Source organism: Paenibacillus faecalis (assembly GCF_900289175.1).
In the GTDB taxonomy this organism is placed as follows: Bacteria; Bacillota; Bacilli; order Paenibacillales; family Paenibacillaceae; genus Paenibacillus_AQ; species Paenibacillus_AQ faecalis.
Genome location: NZ_LT985747.1, coordinates 716376 through 732226, shown reverse-complemented (window position 1 = coordinate 732226; position 15851 = coordinate 716376). Strand labels below are relative to the sequence as shown.

Below are 15851 nucleotides of genomic sequence, written 5' to 3'. Positions count from 1 at the left end.
CTTGATGTCTGGTGGACAGATTGGACTTCATCTGAACATTGCATGTAATTCATCATATGAGGACATATATCCCTTGGTGATTGTACGGATTTGGAAAAAGGGAGGACTTTAAAAATGCCGGATTGGTTGTTTATATTGGTGAACGTAGGAGTAGCTGCGTTTGTCGGCGGCATTACGAACCATTTTGCTATTAAAATGCTCTTTCATCCGCGTGAGGAAATCCGCATTTGTGGATGGAAGCTGCCCTTTACACCCGGATTGATTCCGAAGCGAAAGGAAGAGATCGCGGAATCTCTCGGTAAAGTCGTTTCCGATTATCTGGTGACGAGTGAAGGTCTTCAGGAAATGATCCGCAAACCGCTCTTTCGAACGAAGGTGGAGGACATCGTCCATCAGAAGTTGAACCTGCTCTCAGAGAGCGAAGAGACTCTGGGTAGTATAGTATCGAAATGGTGGAGCAATGAGGAGTGGCAGCAGCTGAAGGACCGTGCTGTTATGAGCGCTCAATCGGTGACGGCTCGTGGAGCAGCGGCGCTTTGGTTGAATCACGGCTTGGAGGACAAGCCGCTTAAGGAGCTCATTCCCGGGTGGTCCGAAGATAAGCTGCAGCGGTGGAGCGAGGCAGCTGCGGAAGCGGTGTTGAAGGAGCTGGGGGATACGCTGCTTTCATCCGAAGGCCAGCGTTTGCTTAAAGAGATGGCTTCTGCGATGATGGATAAGGCAGGAGGCTTTTTGGGTACGATGGCCGCCATTTTTGTAGATGAGGACAAGCTTGTTCAAAAAATGACGCCGATGCTGATCGGTCAGCTGGAAGGAAACAAGGTTCGACAGACGATCGCTTCTGTTGTTTCCTACAAGCTGGAGCAGTATGGAGAAATGTCTCTTGGCCGTGTAGTACAGGCTGCAGCTGGTGAGCCTGCTCTTGATTTAATCCAGCGAAGACTTGAACAGTCGATTCCGTGGAAAGAATGGATAGATCATCTGGAGAAAATTCGGCTTGCCGATCTCGTGACTCCCCGTCTTCCGGCAGTAGAGCGGATGCTTCCCGGTTTGATGGAGAAAGGGCTTCGAATGCTTGAGGATGCAGTTCCCGGAGCAGTAAGGGCCGTTGACTTGTCAAGCCTGGTACAGGAACAGGTACAGAAATTTCCGATTGAACGTCTTGAAGAAGTGATTTTAAGTGTATCCGGCAGGGAGTTTCGGGCGATCACATGGCTTGGAGTTCTTCTGGGCGGTTTAATCGGGTTGTTTCAATCATTTTTCACTTTGCTGTGGAGATAAGAGTAATAAACATGATGCGGGGACATTCCCGCAAACGAGGAGGATACATATGACTATATATGACAAGGCGCATGATTTGGCTAAGGCAATGAAGGAAAGTAAAGAAGTACAGGAGATTACAAGTGCTGTAAAGTTGATTGAAGCAGACCCGGAAAGTAAACAGATGCTTGACAACTTCCGTGAGCGCCAGATGGAAATTCAGCAACGGATGATGACTGGCGATATGCCTTCACAGGAAGAAATGGAAAAGATGGAGAAGCTGTTTGAAGTGCTTAGTCTAAACCTGAACATCCGCCGTTTGTTTGATGCGGAGCGTCGGCTGAGTGTTATTATCGAGGACGTGAACAAAATTATTTCGGACAGTCTTCAGCATCTGTATGGTCCGGCTCAATCCTAGTTTTTACAATCCGCAGCGGAAGCTGCGGATTTTTTAAATCTAAGTATAGTATAAGTTTGGAACGATCCTTAGCTAATCTTCTTTCATAATTTGGACCAGCTTCTCATAGAGTAGAAATATAGAGTTTAGAAGAAAGCAGAGGAGCTGTAAAACGATGAAGAAGAAGAAAAACAAAATCAAGCATTTCGTTTATTTGCTGATTGCGCTTGGAATGCTTGTATATGCACTGCCAAGCATTTCGTTCGCAGGAGGGTTCTCCTTGACGTCGCTGTTTGGAGCTGTATGGGCAGGCTTCGCCCTGCTGGTTATTGGGGCACATCTGCATATTCTGATCGGTGTAGATGAAGAGAAACAGAAGGCTCTGGATGAAATACGCAAGCATAAAATGAAGCAATGGCAATTGAAATGGCCGGAGGAGCAAAAGAGCCGCAGCGTTTAATATCCGCATATAAAAACCGTTCGTTATCATTTTCGAACGGTTTTTTTGCGTTGTTTATGTTATTTTTTTAAGCATGTCTGGTATACTGGATACAGTATGGTACAGATCTGACCAGGGAGGTGGAACAGTTGGATGCTCAAGACGGAACAATTACGAAGCATGAACAACTGGTACAGCATATCGAAGGGTTAAAGGTAGGGACTAAAATATCAGTCCGGAAACTTGCCAAGGAGCTTTGCGTAAGTGAAGGTACAGCTTATCGTGCACTTAAGGAAGCGGAAGGTCTGGGGATCGTTGTAACCAAAGAGAGAATCGGAACCGTGCGGATTGAGCGAAAGCCGCGGAATATTTCGGAGCAGCTTACTTTTGCTGATGTCGTTGAGATTGTTGAAGGGCATGTGCTGGGCGGAGCTGAAGGGCTTCATAAAAATTTGCATAAATATGTGATCGGGGCAATGAAGGTCGAAGCGATGGTTCGCTACATTGATGCAGGCAGTCTGATGATTGTCGGAAACCGGGAGGATGCGCATTTTCTCGCTTTGGAACAAGGGGCGGGTGTCCTCATCACAGGCGGTTTCGGAACGAGCCGGGAAGTAAAGCAGCAGGCTGACAAGCTGAATCTTCCTATTTTTTCTTCACGTCATGACACCTTTACGGTTGCTTCGATGATCAACCGAGCCATTTTTGACCGACTAATCAAGAGAAAAATTATGCTCGTTGAGGACATTGCCGGCGTGAAACCAAAGATCCATGCACTCAAGTGCTCGGTCACTGCCGGGGAGCTTATCAAAATGTCTAAAAAATACGGGGAGCAGCGTTTTCCTGTTACGGATGAATGGAATCGTGTGATCGGTATTGTCGGTGTCAAGGATGTTGTTAAACTGCCGGAGGATCAGGCGATTGATCGGGCGATTACACGCAATCCGGTGACGGCTACGTTAAAAACATCTCTTGCTTCAGCCGCTCAGATTATGATGTGGGAGGGGATAGACTTTCTCCCTATTGTGGATCGCAATCGCAAGCTCGTGGCTACAGTTACGCGAAAAGAAGTGCTTGAGGCGATGCGAAATGCCAGCAATCAGCCTCAGCTGGGCGAAACGTTTGACCAGTTAATCTGGAATGGAATGGCTGAAGATCGGGATGCTGAAGGGAATTTGTTTTTTAACGGTTTTATTACACCGCAGATGGCGACAGAACTGGGGACGATTTCTCAAGGCGTGTTGACAACGGTCATGAGTCAGGCTGCATTTAAGGCAGCCAAGGATATTAGCGGCAGAGACCATGTGCTGGATAATATGTCGACATATTTTATTCGTCCAATTCAAATTGAGGACCCTATCGTGGTGACTCCGCGACTATTGGAGATCAGCCGGAGAACGTGCAAGATGGAGATGGAAATCAGTCACCAATCCAGTCTGGTTTCCAAGTCGGTTATGACATTACAGGCCATTGATTGAGGATAACGAGATATGTTCATTGTAATACTGCATTACAAAGAGGGCTGCTCATCCGGCTGAGTATATTACCGGCATGAGCAGCCCTTTTATTTGTTTCGTATACCACACATCGTTATTTATTTCGTTGCCATAGAGCTGCTTATACAGCTTTTTTTATTTTGCCAATTGGTTTCCGCATTTTAGAGTCATTGCTATATTTCTTGCTGTACGCTCCATATTGGCAGCTGCATGTGTCATGGCATGATCCAGACTGCAAACGCCGGGCACAATCGAGAAGGTAATATCGATCCCATGCTCATAAACAGCCTCATATCCGTCTGTCAGTGAACCGGCGATGCCGATGACCGGGATTCCGTACAGCTTAGCCGTCTTAGCTACGCCGATCGGCGTTTTCCCGTAAATCGTCTGGCTGTCGATTCGTCCTTCACCGGTAATAACGACATCTGCATCCTTTACGTGCTCGGCCAGACCAGTCGCCTCGATGACGATGTCCACCCCCGGCTGTAATTTTGCAGACAGGAAGGCGAGCACGCCGGCCCCTAGCCCTCCTGCGGCGCCTGCTCCGGGAATTCCGTTCACATCGCGGCCCAGGAACTGTTTAATCATAGCTGCATAGTGGGCAAGATTGTCGTCAAGCTGCCGTATCATGTCAGGCCCTGCACCTTTTTGTGGGCCAAATACGGCTGCGGCTCCCTGTTCTCCGGTAAGCGGGTTATTTACATCGCAAGCGGCTACGAAGGTAACCTGCTTCAGTCGAGGATCGGCTTCCCCCATGTCGATGCGGGCGAGGCGATGCAATTCACCACCGCCGTAGCCTATCTCCGAGCCATCTGCCGCAAGCAATTGAACGCCGAGTGCTTGCGCCATGCCAGCCCCACCATCGTTCGTTGCGCTGCCGCCGAGGCCGAGAATAATCGTGCTTGCGCCCTCGTCCAGTGCCGATGCGATGAGCTCGCCCGTGCCGCGAGTCGTCGTCACGAGCGGGTTGCGCTGATCCGGCGGAACGAGCGCCAGTCCCGAGGCGGCTGCCATTTCAATAATCGCTGTTTTACCGTCACCCAGCATTCCGTAAAACGCTTCAACGGGTGTGCCAAGCGGGCTAGTCACTTGACGGTAAATCAAGCGTCCGCCCGTCGCATCCACCAAAGACTGCACCGTACCTTCACCGCCGTCAGCCATAGGTACCTTTACAATTTTTGCATCGGGAAACACCTTTCGAATCCCTTTCTCTATAGCCTGACAAGCTTCTAACGCAGATAAGCTCTCTTTAAATGAATCCGGAGCAATTACCATCTTCATTTTGTCCACTCCCTCTTTCGTATACCTCAATAGATTCTTACTAAACATGGAGGATGAATCTAATTACAAGAACCAGCCGAATACACCGAATACAAGTGTTGATATAACGGCCAATACAAGACCGATTAATGTTTCATAAGGAATAAGCTTCAGACGTTCCTTCATCGCCATATTGACGCTGCCGCCCGTTGCATGGAAGAAGCTTCCGTGCGGCATATGGTCGAACACAGTCGCCCCGGCGTGTATCATCGCAGCAGCACCTAAGGAAGCGACGCCAAGCTCCATAATTGTAGAACCGAACACCGAGCTCGCAACCGCGGTTCCCGCCGTCGTCGAAGCGGTGGCCAAAGACATGAGTGCGCCGCTGATCGGGGCAAGCAAGTAAGCCGGCAAGCCCGAAGAGGCCAAACTGTCGATAATAACGTCCTTCAGTTGCGAATTCGATATAATGCCCGCCAGCGTTCCTGTCCCAAGCAGCATGACGGCTACGCCTGTCATCTTACCGAGACCGGATATCGCATACTGATTCACTTGCTTGATGCGGCCCATACACAATGCACCGACAAGACCGCCGACCGGCAAAGCAATGATCGGGTCGATGACTATGCCTGCTAACGGACGCAGCGCCAGCAGCGCAATCGCCGTAATTGGAGCCGCCATTGCCGCCAAGAAGCTTGGCAGCTGCTCCTGTCCATCATCTACGCTTTCCTTGGCTGAAATCATTGTGCCCTTCTTGCTCAACCGCTTTGCAATCAAATAGGTGACAAAAAGGCCAAATAGAGCCGGTATGATTCCAGCCATCATCATCGATGTTAGCGGAATGCTGAAGGCATCTGCGGCCGAGATGGCGTTCGGATTCGGGGACATAATGTTCCCGGCCTTCCCGCCGCCGATCATAGCGAGCAGTATCGCCATTCGAGATAAGTTGGCACGCGATGCAATCGCGAGCGCAATCGGCGCAACGGTAATGACCGCCACATCGATAAATACACCAACCGCCGTCAAAACCATCGTCGCAAATGCCAAGGCGAACAGCGCTCTTGTTTCTCCGACTTTTCGAACGAGCGTCTCAGCGATCGTCTTAGCGCCGCCCGATTCAATCAGTACACCGGCCAGTACGCCGGCGGCCAGGATGCGCAGCACGGCCGGAATCATGTCTTTCGCGCCATTCATCATCAGGTCTACCGAATGAACCAGTCCGATCCCGCCCGCAATCCCGCCGGCAAGAGCCCCGATCATCATGCCGTAAGCGGGGGGGACTTTACGCAATATGAGTACAATGGCTACGATCAATGCTGTCAAAGCACCAAACACAGTTACAGATACGTCCATAGATGAATCCCCCTTAAGTGAAACATTCTCTTGTTACACTATTACTGTACCTGTAAATAGAAAGCGCTTCATCATGCATAAAAATGAAATAAAGCGCTTTAATAAGGTCGTTTTTTGTTCAAATGCACAATTTATGCCGTTTCGTTACAAAATATTTCTTATTCTGGAACCGTATCTTCCAGTGCGCTTAACCAACTGGCTGTTATGAGCGTATACAGATCACGAAAATTGTTCGGATCTTTGCCTGTCATTTCATGAATGCGCCGTAAACGATAGCGCAGCGTATTGCGGTGAATTGCCAGCTGCTCGGCTATACGCTGATGTTCTCCGTTTTCTTCATAATAAGCCTGCAGCGTCAGCCTCAGTTCCCCGCTCTTATCCTCCTGAATAAACCGCCGCCACAGATGCAGCAGCTCTGATGTGATCCAGGAGGGCTTGACGTTTGCAGCCACCGCTTCATTCGGCATGTTCTCGGTGTAGTAAACCGTCTGCTCCGGCAAAATCGCCTGGCCAACCCGCATCGTATCTTGGGCTGAACGGTATGACTCGATTAAGCCCTCGATGCCGGAGTATGCTTTGCCAACGGCAATGCGAAGCGGAGAGATCCGCTTCTTCTCCAGCAGCCTGCGAATGTGGCGGATGCTTCCGTCTATTTCAGCGAGCGGTTCCTGCCCCTGAACATGCACCTTAAACATGACGATTTGACGCGTGTTGCGAATAGCGATCAGGTCGATGGAGGGGCTTCCCTCCAGCATTTCAACCGCCCGCTTAAGTACTGGCAGTGAGTCTGCATCCTGCACGTCCGACAGCTCCATAATGCAGGCCACTCGTGTCTTATCCGGATTGAGTCCAATCCGTTCTGCCTGAAGGCGCAGCATGGCAGTATTCTCGCCGTCTGCATGAATGACAGACAGAAGGAAATCTTCCTTCATCCGCTTATCCCACTGGGCCTTCTCCAACAGATCGGCTTGCTCCAAATACATTTCCGCCGTCATTTTCACCAATTCGCCGTACTTGGTCACCTCGTTCGGATCACCGGTAATGCCGATAACACCTACGACTTCGCCCTGGAATTGGATGGCAAGATTTGTGCCTGGCAACACCCCTTGCAGCTTGCGTGCACTTTCCTCGTCAATCTCGAAACGCCCTTTTCGCTCAATCGCAATAACTGCGCCTTCATGTTTTTGATACAAGCGCGAACGGTCGCCAGAACCGATAATTCTCCCGCGTTCATCCATAACATTAACGTTGTAATGAATGACTTGCATCGTTCGTCTAACGATTTCCTGCGCCAATTCATTTGTCAGTCTGCTCATGCTCGCTACCACCTTTATTCATATCCAAAATGAAAAACGCCCTATCCAAGATTAACGCGAATGAATGCGTTTTAGCCAGGATAGGGGCATTAAGTTTTAGTTACGTTAAATATACCCATCATAAAGGTTGTTCATAAGAAGAGTTTACAAACCAATCGTTCAGAGTTTATGGTAAGTTTTATATCAAAAGTATGTTGTTCGTATGTCGTTTTTATGTTGTTTTTTGTTTTAGCTTTGTGCTGATTTTTGACGAGAGTAATAAGTAGTGTTTCTTATGCCTGCAAAAATGTTGAAAGCCCCCAGTACGATGAAGACCGCTTCGACGATTACTGCAGGTGTTGAGCCTCTGAACATCAGCATGGCAATAAAGGAGAGGGCGACCAGCATCGTTCCCATACTGATATTCATCATTCCAAGAAAGATTCCGCGGTCAAGTGGGTTCGGCATCCTGCGGGCACGGAAGCTGAACAATGCAGCAGCGATGCATGAAATAACAAGTACGGCGAACAGAATATAGCGGATAATATCAAGCATGGTATTATAGCACCCCTTAACAATGTAAAGAATATCCATAGTGTAACATGAATCCTTTCAGAAGTGCAGATTAACTGCTGATATCTACCCAAATTTGCAGAACCCCTTCCATAACAAGCATGGTTCTGATTTGGATCTTATAGTCTTTATCCCGGATCGTGTATATTTTATCGTCTAGCAGTGAGCGTGTAAGCTTGCTGTCAGTGTCGATATCGAAGATGCTTCTGCCCCGGAGTGCTGCGAGATCCCGACCCATCATCTGGATGATTTCTTTTTCAACCAATGAATCGATCGGCTTGTCTTTTTGTTCCGTGCGAATCTTTATTTCCCGTATGACGGTCGGCTGCTTGCTATATTTTTTCAAAGTTTTAATATCTTCCTCGTACTGGTGAATTTGGATTTGAAGATCCTTATTATTCATCCACAACTTGTTATAACTGGCGTGATACAGCGAATTATAGACGACACTCCCGAAGACCATTCCAAGTACAAAGATCGAGGCGGCCTGATAAAAAGGACGGAAACGGCGAAGTGGAGGCACTCTCATTTATTAGCTCCTGTTGGAGCAGACCCATTTGACCAGCTCACTGCCCATATGTGCTCCTAAAAATGCGAAAACCAAATATAAAATCTGTTTTATCGCGGGAGACAGATTCCCGCCGAGCATATTGCTTTCAATGACGCGCATGGGATCAATGGTTCCGCCAACAGCGGCAGCGAGCGCCCAAAATTTGATACGGTCTGCAACATCAAGCATCGTCTGGGTCGGAGGCTGTAACGAGAGTACTGCGCCCACTCCTCCAACCATGGCTCCGCCAACGACAATGCCAAAAGCTATGAAAAAATCTACAATTGCTTTCGATAAAAAAACATTCATCATTTTGTCCCCTTTCTTGCCGAATGAAAGAACAGACTGCCTGTCCGGATGCTCTTGTTTCATTCTATGGGCGGGTAGAGCTACATTATGATAAAATAAGAATAAGAATTTAAGTGGCGAAAGGAAGGCGAAGGATGAGTACTTTCGTGCATTTGCATGTGCATAGCGAATACAGTTTGCTCGATGGAGCGGCACGTATTGATGATCTTGTACAGAAAGCGGCAGCACTTGGTATGAAATCATTAGCGCTGACCGATCACGGGGTCATGTACGGAGCCGTTCCATTTTATAAATCATGCCGAGCGCATGGCATCAAGCCGATTATCGGATGTGAAGCATATATTACTACAGGATCGCGCAAAGAGCGGGGGAGCCGTAAAGATCAGCCTATCTATCACCTCATCTTGCTTGCCAAGAATGAAACCGGCTACCGGAACTTGATGAAGCTGTGCTCCATCGGCCATCTGGAAGGCTATCATTATAGACCTAGAATAGATATGGAGGCGCTCGCTGCCTATCATGAGGGAATCATCTGTCTCAGTGCTTGCTTGGGCGGTGAGGTTCCCCAGCTTCTGCTTCATGGAAAGGAAGCGGAGGCTAGGGCAGCTGCGCTGCGATATAAGGCTGTTTTCGGAGATGATTACTATTTGGAACTACAGGATCACGGACTGCCGGAGCAAAAACGCGTCAATCCGCAGCTCATTGCCTTGAGTCGGGAATTGGGCATTCCCCTGGCTGCAACGAATGATGTGCACTATTTGACGTCAGACGATGCGGAGGTACAGGATGTGCTCATCTGTATCGGGACAGGTAAGACGGTGGAGGACGAAGAGCGGCTTAAAATCCCGACAAGCCAGCTGTATCTGAAGAGCGAAGACGAGATGAGACGACTGTTCCCACACGTGCCGGAAGCCGTGGATAACACGGTTGCGATTGCGGAACAGTGCAATCTTGAACTGGAGTTTGGAAGGTATGTTCTTCCGCAATATCGGCCTTTGCCGGAAGGATTGGATGCCGCTTCTTATTTACGAGAGCTTTGCAATAGCGGCCTTCGTGAACGCTATGAAGCAGCGGAGATATGGGCATCAGAGGAGCGCCGGGCTGAACTTGAGCGCCGGCTGGACTATGAGCTGAATACGATTGAAAGTATGGGATTCAGCGATTATTTTCTGATCGTATGGGATTTCATCGCGTATGCTCATAAACAGGGGATTGCCGTGGGACCCGGAAGGGGATCTTCCGCCGGGAGCCTTGTTGCGTATACACTGCGGATAACGAACGTAGATCCGATAAAGTATAACTTGCTCTTTGAACGGTTTTTGAACCCGGAGCGAGTGACGATGCCGGATATCGATATCGATTTCAGCGACGAGCGCCGGGATGAGGTTATCGATTATGTGGTACACAAGTATGGGCAGGAGCATGTTGCCCAGATCATCACCTTCGGTACGATGGCAGCAAGGGCAGCGGTGAGGGATGTCGGACGCGCCTTGAATGTTCCATATGGCGATGTGGACCGGGCGGCCAAGCTGATTCCCAACCATCTGGGCATCAGCATTTCCAGGGCATTGGAGGAAAGCCCCGGGTTGAAAGAACAGTACGATACTAAACCTAAAGTGCGCGAGCTACTTGAAATGGCGCTCAAAGTAGAGGGGATGCCGCGCCACGCCTCCACTCATGCGGCCGGTGTCGTTATATCCCGTGGTCCGTTAACCGATGTCGTTCCTCTGCAGGAAGGCAGTGAGAAGACGGCGCTGACCCAATATTCCATGGAGCACTTGGAAAGCATCGGACTGTTGAAAATGGACTTCCTCGGGCTCCGGACTTTATCGATTATCGAGCGGACCATGAGATGGATCGGTGATGAAGCGCCGAATTTCGAAAACATACCCGATAACGATCCGATGACGTATCACATGCTGGGGCGCGGTGAAACAACAGGTGTATTTCAGCTGGAATCGGCCGGAATGCGCCGGGTATTGAAGGATTTGAAGCCCTCTTCTTTTGAAGACATCATATCTGTTCTGGCGCTGTACCGGCCAGGACCGATGGAATTTATACCGAAATATATTCAAGCCAAGCATGGGCTGATTAAACCGGAATATCCGCATCCTGACCTTGTTCCGATTTTGGCCGACACCTATGGAATTATAGTTTACCAGGAACAGATTATGCAGATCGCCTCTTCGATGGCTGGCTTTTCGCTCGGGGAAGCCGATCTCTTGAGACGGGCGGTTTCTAAAAAGAAACGGGAAGTGCTTGACAGGGAACGGGATCACTTTGTGTCCGGCAGCTTGAAGCAGGGGTATAGCAAAGAGGATGCAAACCGGGTGTACGATATGATCGTCCGTTTTGCAGATTATGGATTTCCGCGAGCGCATGCAGCCGCTTATGGTGTGCTTGCCTTTCAAACAGCTTATCTTAAAGCTCATTATCCGGTTCAATTCATGGCTTCCATGTTGACAGCTGTCATGGGCAGCCATCGGAAAGTGGCGGAATACATTCTTGAATCCCGTCGCATGGATATCGATATCATGCCGCCGGATGTAAATGAAAGCGGGACTTTTTTTACGCCGGTATCCGTTCGTTCCGGTTCCGATTCAGACAGCCATTTCGAACAGAAAAAAGGCGGCATCCGTTTCGGGCTGGCCGCCATTAAAAATGTTGGTACTCAAGCGGTGGAGAATATCGTTAAAACCCGCGAAGACAAGCCTTTTGAAAGCTTGCTTGATTTCTGCCGCAGGGTTGATCTGCGCGTGTGCAACAAGCGAGTGATCGAATCGCTTATTCAAGCAGGCGCCTTCGATACTCTTCCAGGTCACCGCTCCCAGCTGATCGCTATGCTGGATGAAACGGTGGAAGCTGCCGTGAAGTGGCGAAAGGAACGAGAAGATTTGCAAATCCAGCTGTTTGATTTTGTAGAAACGACAAATTGGGACATCGAATATCCAGATATTCCGCCATATTCTGCAGGGCAGCAGCTGGAGTTGGAACGTGAGTTGCTCGGTATGTACCTCTCTGGTCATCCGCTGGACGCATACGATTCTTTACTCGAAAAGCATGGAGCGGATCGTCTGATGGATTTGGCCGAGGCGCCGGACGATACGATAGTTACGGTAGCGGGAATGGCGGTGTCCGTAAAGACCATCACAACCAAGCAAGGGAAAGCGATGGCTTTCATGGAGTGGGAGGATCAGATTGAACGATGTGAGGTCGTTCTGTTCCCTGAAGTGTGGAAGCGAAGCGCTCATCTCGTCGAGAAAGGAGCTCTTCTCGTGCTTCGAGCCAAAGTTCAGCAGCAGGACGAAGGCTTTAAGCTGTTGGCAGAAGAACTGCTTCCTCTAGAAGAGGAGCAGCTGATGCGGTTGATCCGACGTGGCCGGGCCTATCGCGGTGGATTGTCAAGCAAGAATGGAGGAGCTGTGGTTTCACAAGGTACGTCCGTAAGCCGCCGGATACCGCCGAAGTCTTCTTCGTTGGCATCCGTTCCGGTGGATGAACAAAGAGCAGCTTCTGGCGAAGATGCTGTGGTTTCTGCGGTGAAACAGGAGCAGCGCGTTTTTGTGAAAATTACGGCGGAGGCTGAAAATCCTCAGCTGTTGTCCCGTTTGAAAGAGCTTTTACAGCAGCACCCGGGGCCTGTGGCAACTGTGCTGTTTTATGAACGGAGCCAGAAAGTGCTTGGTCTGAGTGATGCTTACCGAATCAAACCATCCCCTTCATTGTTTTCCCGGATGGAAGACATGCTTGGAAAAGACACGGTTAAAGTGAAGTAGACGTTACTCACGTTATTTAAAAATGTATGAACGTTTTAACCCTCTCCCGCATACACATAGGACACTACAGGACAACAAGTCCGGAATATTCGTTACCAAAGCTTCTTTGTCGAATCGAGGCGATGATAGCGGTTGTTTCGGTTAAGGCCGCGGGAGGGGTTCGTTATGTCAATGAAAATGGCTGAGAACATGCTGAATCGTAGAGGTGTCAGCGTATCCGCCATTGCGGATATTGTTTATCGCCTGCAGAGAAAATACCATCCGTTTTTGACGATGAAGCAATGTGAGGAGAGCGTACGGGCCGTGCTTGGCAAGCGAGAGGTGCAGTATACTCTTTTTACCGGAATTGCGCTGGATGAGCTTGCTGAGCAAAAGCTTTTGCCAGAGCCTCTGCAATCGATTATGGAGAAGGATGAGCCGCTGTATGGTGTTGATGAAACGCTGGCGCTGGGCGTTACGAGTATATACGGGATGGTGGGGCTTACCAGCTTCGGTTATTTGGATAAGGAAAAAATAGGAGTTATTGAAACGTTGAACGATAAAGCGGATGGCATTCATGTTTTTCTGGATGATCTTGTAGCAGGAATTGCCGCTGCCGCTTCTTCCCGCATCGCTCATAACAATCCGCAAGCAACTTTTTATACGACGGATAATGATTGATTTTCGATGGATAATACCCTTGTTTTATAACCGTTGAATCGCCTTTTCTGCTCCCTTCTCTTTTGTTGAGGTAAAAAGTGAAGTATGTTATCATTATCCATTATATCGGCTCAGGATATATCTATGGCACGAGATTAGGGGGAACAGAAAAGGCATGTGGACGGTAATCTATATCGCGCCAACCGCTAAGGTGGCGGAAATGATTAAAACCAAGCTTACGGAAGAGGGTTTTTTAGTTAAGAGCCGTCCTGTAAATCTTTCCAAACAACAATTCGAGATTTTGGTTCCCTCTGGTGAGCTTGAGGAAGTACAGGAAGTGTTGAATTCGATTTTGCACCCCTAGCTTAAGGGATACATAGCAAAGATTGTTTTAATCCAAGTACCATGCTTAAAACTTGGGTAAGTTTTGCCTGTCAAATAAGACGAAAAGCCGTTTGCGCTCGGATGTACAGATTTGCTAAGTTTGCGGCATTCAAATTTACGGCTGGAGAGGTGTAGTTGTGTTTAAAGATCTGTTTCAGAAAAAAAGAAGATATGCAACCATTCCTTCGGATCGTACACGGGCTGGCCTAGTTGAAGAAGGTGAACGTCCGAAACGGGAAATTCCCGAAGGTCTGATGAATAAGTGCAGCAAATGCGGCAGTATTCAATACAGCAAAGAGCTTGAGAAGAATCTGAAGGTATGCCCGGAGTGCGATCATCATATGCGTTTGAACGCATGGGAGCGCATTGCCGTCACACTGGATGAGACAGGCTTTGAAGAGTTTGACGCAGAAATGATATCCGTCGATCCCTTGCAATTTCCCGGCTATGCTACCAAGCTGGAGCAGCAGAAGATGAAATCGGGCCTTCGTGATGCAGTCATTACAGGCAAAGGCTCTATTCATGGACAACCTGTGATCGTAGCCGTAATGAGCTTTGATTTCTTTACAGGAAGTATGGGATCGGTTGTAGGGGAGAAGATTACCCGTGCGATCGAATTTGCAACGGATGAAGGATTACCGCTTATTATATTTTCTACTTCTGGTGGAGCTCGAATGCAGGAAAGCATTCTCAGTCTGATGCAGATGGCCAAGACGAGTGCAGCTCTTTCGCGATTTAGCGAACGGGGCGGCCTTTATATTTCGGTCATTACAGATCCGACAACAGGTGGTGTTTCAGCGAGTTTCGCAACACTTGGGGATATTAATATTGCAGAACCTGGCGCTGTGTTTGGTTTTGCCGGACGCATCGTAATCGAGCAGACAATACGGCAGAAGCTTCCGGATGATTTCCAGACGGCCGAGTTCAATCTGGCACATGGTCAGCTGGATATGGTCGTACATCGTAAGGAACTGCGCACCATGCTCGGAAAATTGTTGGAAATGCATACCTCGAAAGGGGGATTTTAATGTCAGGCGAACTTCCTTTTGAAATGCCGCTAGTAGAAATGCGCAAGAAGATTGAAGAGCTGAAGCAGTTCGGACAGGAAAAAGGGATTGATTTTACGGATGAAATCGCCCGTTTGGAAGAACGCTATAGTCGTCTGGAAGAAGAGATTTATTCCTCTATTTCACCTTCACAAAAAATGCACTTGGCCAGACATCAGCAAAGGCCAACTTCGCTTGATTTGATTCAACTGATCTTTACCGATTTCATTGAATTGCACGGAGACCGGCTGTACGGTGACGACCTGGCAGTCGTAGGCGGTTTGGCCAAGCTTGATGGGGTCCCGGTTACAGTTCTTGGCCAGCAACGGGGAAAGGATACGAAGGATAATATCGCCCGTTTCTTCGGAAGCGCGCATCCGGAAGGTTTCAGGAAGGCTCTGAGGCTTATGCAGCAGGCAGAGAAATTTAAACGTCCTGTCATTACCTTTGTTGATACAAAAGGGGCTTATCCGGGTAATACAGCTGAAGAAAGAGGACAATCCGAGGCGATTGCCCGCAATCTGCGGGAAATGTCGGCGCTCGGAGTGCCCGTTGTTTGTGTGGTCATCGGCGAAGGCGGTAGCGGCGGTGCTCTTGCGATGGCCGTAGGAAATCGTGTATTGATGCTTGAAAATGCGATCTACTCGGCTATTTCACCGAATGGAGCCGCTTCGATTTTGTGGAAAGATGCCTCAAAAGCAGATCAGGCTGCAGAGGCGATGAAAATTACAGCGCAGGATCTGCATGAGATGGAAATTATTGAAGAGATTATTCCGGAGCCTAAAGGCGGAGCACATCGAGGGTATGAAGAAACTGCCACAGCGATCAAAGATGCACTCATACGTCATCTGAAGGAGCTGTCGGTTATGGATGCCTGCGAGTTGATTGAAGACCGTTATAGGAAGTTCCGTAAGATCGGAAAGTTTGACTTTGAACAATCCGAACAGCCGGACCATCTTGTATAAGTGAACTACGTATGAATATATGACAAAACTCCTATACAAATAAGAAGTTTTGTAGTAGATTTAATTGTTGGAACAGAGATAAAGAGAACCCTTGAAAAACGGAGGAAAC

General features: G+C 48.7%; 15 protein-coding genes. 9 read left to right on the top strand and 6 right to left on the bottom strand.

Annotation, left to right across the window (positions count from 1 at the left end; genetic code table 11):
- The first annotated feature begins 114 nt into the window (after window positions 1-114).
- From C8268_RS03555 to C8268_RS03540, 4 genes are all read left to right on the top strand, one after another.
- Window positions 115-1281, top strand: a complete 1167-nt coding sequence (locus C8268_RS03555; RefSeq protein WP_106766408.1) for a DUF445 family protein — start codon at window positions 115-117, stop codon at window positions 1279-1281.
- Between the two features lie 49 nt (window positions 1282-1330).
- Window positions 1331-1678, top strand: a complete 348-nt coding sequence (locus tag C8268_RS03550) for a YlbF/YmcA family competence regulator (protein WP_106766407.1) — start codon at window positions 1331-1333, stop codon at window positions 1676-1678.
- Between the two features lie 154 nt (window positions 1679-1832).
- Complete coding sequence (locus tag C8268_RS03545; protein ID WP_106766406.1) at window positions 1833-2117, top strand: hypothetical protein; 285 nt, start codon at window positions 1833-1835, stop codon at window positions 2115-2117.
- Window positions 2118-2245: 128 nt separating this feature from the next.
- Window positions 2246-3574, top strand: coding sequence for a DRTGG domain-containing protein (locus C8268_RS03540; protein WP_106766405.1), 1329 nt, complete (start codon window positions 2246-2248; stop codon window positions 3572-3574).
- 153 nt (window positions 3575-3727) lie between these two features.
- Here the strand turns inward: C8268_RS03540 and C8268_RS03535 are convergent, their stop codons facing one another.
- The 6 genes from C8268_RS03535 to C8268_RS03510 all read right to left on the bottom strand — a co-directional run bounded on the left by C8268_RS03535 (window position 3728) and on the right by C8268_RS03510 (window position 8932).
- Entirely contained in the window at window positions 3728-4873 is a 1146-nt protein-coding gene (locus C8268_RS03535; protein WP_106766404.1) for a glycerate kinase, read from the bottom strand.
- Between the two features lie 63 nt (window positions 4874-4936).
- Window positions 4937-6205, bottom strand: a complete 1269-nt coding sequence (locus C8268_RS03530) for a GntP family permease (protein ID WP_106766403.1) — start codon at window positions 6203-6205, stop codon at window positions 4937-4939.
- Between the two features lie 158 nt (window positions 6206-6363).
- Window positions 6364-7521 (bottom strand): sugar diacid recognition domain-containing protein, encoded by a 1158-nt coding sequence (locus tag C8268_RS03525; protein ID WP_106766402.1) that lies wholly within the window; start codon window positions 7519-7521, stop codon window positions 6364-6366.
- 228 nt (window positions 7522-7749) lie between these two features.
- A complete protein-coding gene (locus C8268_RS03520) occupies window positions 7750-8055 on the bottom strand; it encodes a YtpI family protein (protein WP_106766401.1) in 306 nt (101 codons plus the stop codon).
- Window positions 8056-8125: 70 nt separating this feature from the next.
- Complete coding sequence (locus tag C8268_RS03515) at window positions 8126-8602, bottom strand: sporulation membrane protein YtrI (protein WP_106766400.1); 477 nt, start codon at window positions 8600-8602, stop codon at window positions 8126-8128.
- A gap of 3 nt (window positions 8603-8605) precedes the next feature.
- Window positions 8606-8932 carry a YtrH family sporulation protein gene (locus C8268_RS03510; protein ID WP_106766399.1) on the bottom strand — a complete coding sequence of 109 codons (327 nt, stop codon included), beginning with the start codon at window positions 8930-8932 and terminating at the stop codon, window positions 8606-8608.
- Between the two features lie 134 nt (window positions 8933-9066).
- Here C8268_RS03510 and C8268_RS03505 point away from each other — a divergent pair, with 134 nt between their 5' ends.
- The 5 genes from C8268_RS03505 to C8268_RS03485 all read left to right on the top strand — a co-directional run bounded on the left by C8268_RS03505 (window position 9067) and on the right by C8268_RS03485 (window position 15742).
- Window positions 9067-12708: a DNA polymerase III subunit alpha gene (locus C8268_RS03505; RefSeq protein ID WP_106766398.1), complete on the top strand. Its 3642-nt coding sequence runs from the start codon at window positions 9067-9069 to the stop codon at window positions 12706-12708.
- A gap of 165 nt (window positions 12709-12873) precedes the next feature.
- Complete coding sequence (locus C8268_RS03500) at window positions 12874-13368, top strand: phosphatidylglycerophosphatase A family protein (protein WP_106766397.1); 495 nt, start codon at window positions 12874-12876, stop codon at window positions 13366-13368.
- A 154-nt stretch (window positions 13369-13522) separates the two neighbouring features.
- Window positions 13523-13711 carry a glutamate decarboxylase gene (locus tag C8268_RS03495; protein ID WP_106766396.1) on the top strand — a complete coding sequence of 63 codons (189 nt, stop codon included), beginning with the start codon at window positions 13523-13525 and terminating at the stop codon, window positions 13709-13711.
- A gap of 157 nt (window positions 13712-13868) precedes the next feature.
- Window positions 13869-14759, top strand: a complete 891-nt coding sequence (gene accD, locus C8268_RS03490) for an acetyl-CoA carboxylase, carboxyltransferase subunit beta (RefSeq protein WP_106766395.1) — start codon at window positions 13869-13871, stop codon at window positions 14757-14759.
- Entirely contained in the window at window positions 14759-15742 is a 984-nt protein-coding gene (locus C8268_RS03485; protein ID WP_106766394.1) for an acetyl-CoA carboxylase carboxyltransferase subunit alpha, read from the top strand. Before accD ends, C8268_RS03485 begins: the two co-directional genes overlap by 1 nt.
- The last annotated feature ends 109 nt before the right edge of the window (window positions 15743-15851 follow it).